The organism is Marinobacter sp. (assembly GCF_041690615.1).
Taxonomy (GTDB): Bacteria; Pseudomonadota; Gammaproteobacteria; order Pseudomonadales; family Oleiphilaceae; genus Marinobacter.
In genome coordinates this window covers 112692-114992 of sequence record NZ_JAWLGY010000012.1, presented here as the reverse complement: position 1 = coordinate 114992, position 2301 = coordinate 112692, and the positions used below count along the sequence as shown (strand labels likewise).

Sequence of the window (2301 nt, the reverse complement as noted above, 5' to 3'; positions counted from 1 at the left end):
ATGGATATGGCGAAGGCGGAGGGGGCCGGTAACGACGATTTCGAGCTGGATACCCGTCTGCTGGCCATGCTGGGCCGCAGTTTTCCCTTGCCCGATTATGTGCGCATGCGCCAGCAATGGAACGAGTTTGCCCGCGCCCTGGGGCACTATTTCGGCCAGTACGATCTTTACCTGTGCCCCACCACGGCCCAGCCCCCGGCCCGGATTGGTGAGCTGGACCTGCCCCCGGCGATGCAGGTGGTGTCGAAAGTGCTGGTCAGGGCCCGGGCTGGCAAACTGATGCTGAAAACCGGCATCGTCGATCAGCTGGCCATGGAGAGCCTGGCCCGTACCCCCTTTACTCAGCTGGCCAATCTCACCGGTACACCGGCCATTTCCCTGCCATTGAGCTGGAGTGACCAGGATCTGCCGGTGGGTGTGCAGTTTGGTGCTCCCCATGGCGAAGAAGGCCGGTTGCTGCAGCTGGCGGCGCAACTTGAAGAAGCCGTGCCCTGGTATAGCCGGTATGAAACCCTGTGGAACCGGGGTATCGGTGACAATTGATGGCGGACTTGTGATCTGCTGCCATCATTCCCACGTTTATTTTTGAGGGCGGAACAGGCTATGCTGTGTTTAACGGACAGTCGGCCAGGCTGCCCGTTGTCCGGAGCCGGCATCCGCACCGGCTCCCCTTTCAGATGGCATCGAGGAGGCGAGTACCATGAACCAACCGATGGCAATCGAAGAACTGGTTTCAGTAGCACAGGCGGAAGCCATGGGTGAGCTGGATGCGCCGATCATGGCCATCGTATTGTCCAGTGAACAAAGCTACGACCTTCCCATCAACTCCCTGGAGACCGATGCCGACAAAGCCCGTTGGGCCCTGATTCTGCGCGCTGCCCGGGAACATGTAGAGGCCGATGCCGTGGCCCTGCTGTACCCGGCCTGGACCACCATTCGCCAGCGCAACGCCGAAGCCGAGGCAGAAGCACGCCGGGAAAAGGAAGACGTCCCGGAACCCATTGATACCCTGTTTGTCCAGCTGCATACCCGCGACCGGATTTACTGGCGCGGATTCGAGCAGATCCGTGATCCCCGTCATCAGCGGATTATCGGCTTTCGCAGCATTGGCGCACTGTCCAACGACTATGAGCGGGAAGAGGCACCTTCGGTGACCTCCTGGCTCAACACCCTGTTCGAGCCGCTGCCGGAAGAAGGCGAGGAAACCGACGTTGACCGCGAACTGGCGGATCTGCTGGAAGAGCCTGAAGTGAGCGCGGCGCTCTATCCGCGGCAGATGCGGGCGCTTCACTGACTCCGGTTTCTTGCGGGTGACCTGCCGCTGGTCCGCCGGTAAGGCGACTTACTGGCTGGACAGCAGTGTCAGGCACAATTGGGCGTGCTGCAGAAAGTGGTTGAACGCCTGCAGGTGCTCATCCGTCGGTTTACTGCCGGTGGCGCCGAAGTCCGCATAGAACATTCCCAGCACCCGGCCGTTGGCCAGCAAGGGCCCGGTGAGTGCCGGTACCCGGCCCAGCCAGGGGTCGAAGTCCTGCTCCGTGGTATGTCGGGGTGGCTGATAGATGCTGCAGGTGCCGTGGGGTAGCAGCTGGCCCAGGGAGCCACTGCCGTCCCGGTTGATCTGGAAGCCATCGCGCCAGCTCTCCGTCTGTGGTCCCACACACTTGCGCAGGACCAGCCGGCGGCCATCACGGTCGGACATCAGCAGGGCAACCCGGGTCAGGCCGATACCCCGGTGCAGCCCCTCCAGTACCAGCTGGAACACCGTGTTCAGGTCCGGCTTCTCGGTCAGGCTCTGGGCCAGCTCCCGTAGTATCCGCAATTGCAGGTCAGCATCAATCGCCGGGGGCGCTGGCACCTCGATATCGCCGCTTCCGCCAGGCAGCAGGGCCTGAACCTGGGGGATGCCCAGGGAAACCGCTACCTTGCCGGCTTCGCCGGCATTCAGGCGGGCCTGGTCGCGGATGGTTGCGGGGTTTTCATCTAGTTCCCTGCCCATGGCTTCCATCAGCCGATCCATTTCGGGTGTGCGCCAGCCTTCCTCGGCCAGTTCGGCCATGGTCACAGCACGACGTGCCAGGCTGCTGGCGGGTGAGTTTGGCCGGCTGGCGGATACCACATCCCGGATAAACGGCCCCAGGGCCCAGGCTTCCGCAAGACCACGGGTAATTTCCGGGAAGGTGGTATGCAACACGGCCTTCTGGGCCTCCACCGGGTCCTCGTCAGCACGCAGGCGCTGGGCCAGTTCACCCGCCTGTTCGGTATCGCAGGACCAGAAGGCCAGTTCGCCGATGTTCATCA

Annotated in this window: 3 protein-coding genes; 2 read left to right on the top strand and 1 reads right to left on the bottom strand. The window is 62.7% G+C overall.

Features of this window, described 5'->3' with window-relative positions; all coding sequences use genetic code 11:
* Together ACESMZ_RS10435 and ACESMZ_RS10430 are read left to right on the top strand one after the other, a co-directional pair.
* Positions 1-543, top strand: a 543-nt coding sequence (locus tag ACESMZ_RS10435; RefSeq protein ID WP_372972583.1) for an amidase family protein, incomplete at its 5' end; no start/stop codon positions are given.
* A gap of 157 nt (positions 544-700) precedes the next feature.
* Positions 701-1294 (top strand): hypothetical protein, encoded by a 594-nt coding sequence (locus ACESMZ_RS10430; protein WP_372957620.1) that lies wholly within the window; start codon positions 701-703, stop codon positions 1292-1294.
* A 48-nt stretch (positions 1295-1342) separates the two neighbouring features.
* Here the strand turns inward: ACESMZ_RS10430 and ACESMZ_RS10425 are convergent.
* Positions 1343-2301 (bottom strand): GAF domain-containing protein (locus tag ACESMZ_RS10425; protein WP_372972582.1); only part of this gene is annotated, 959 nt, incomplete at its 5' end.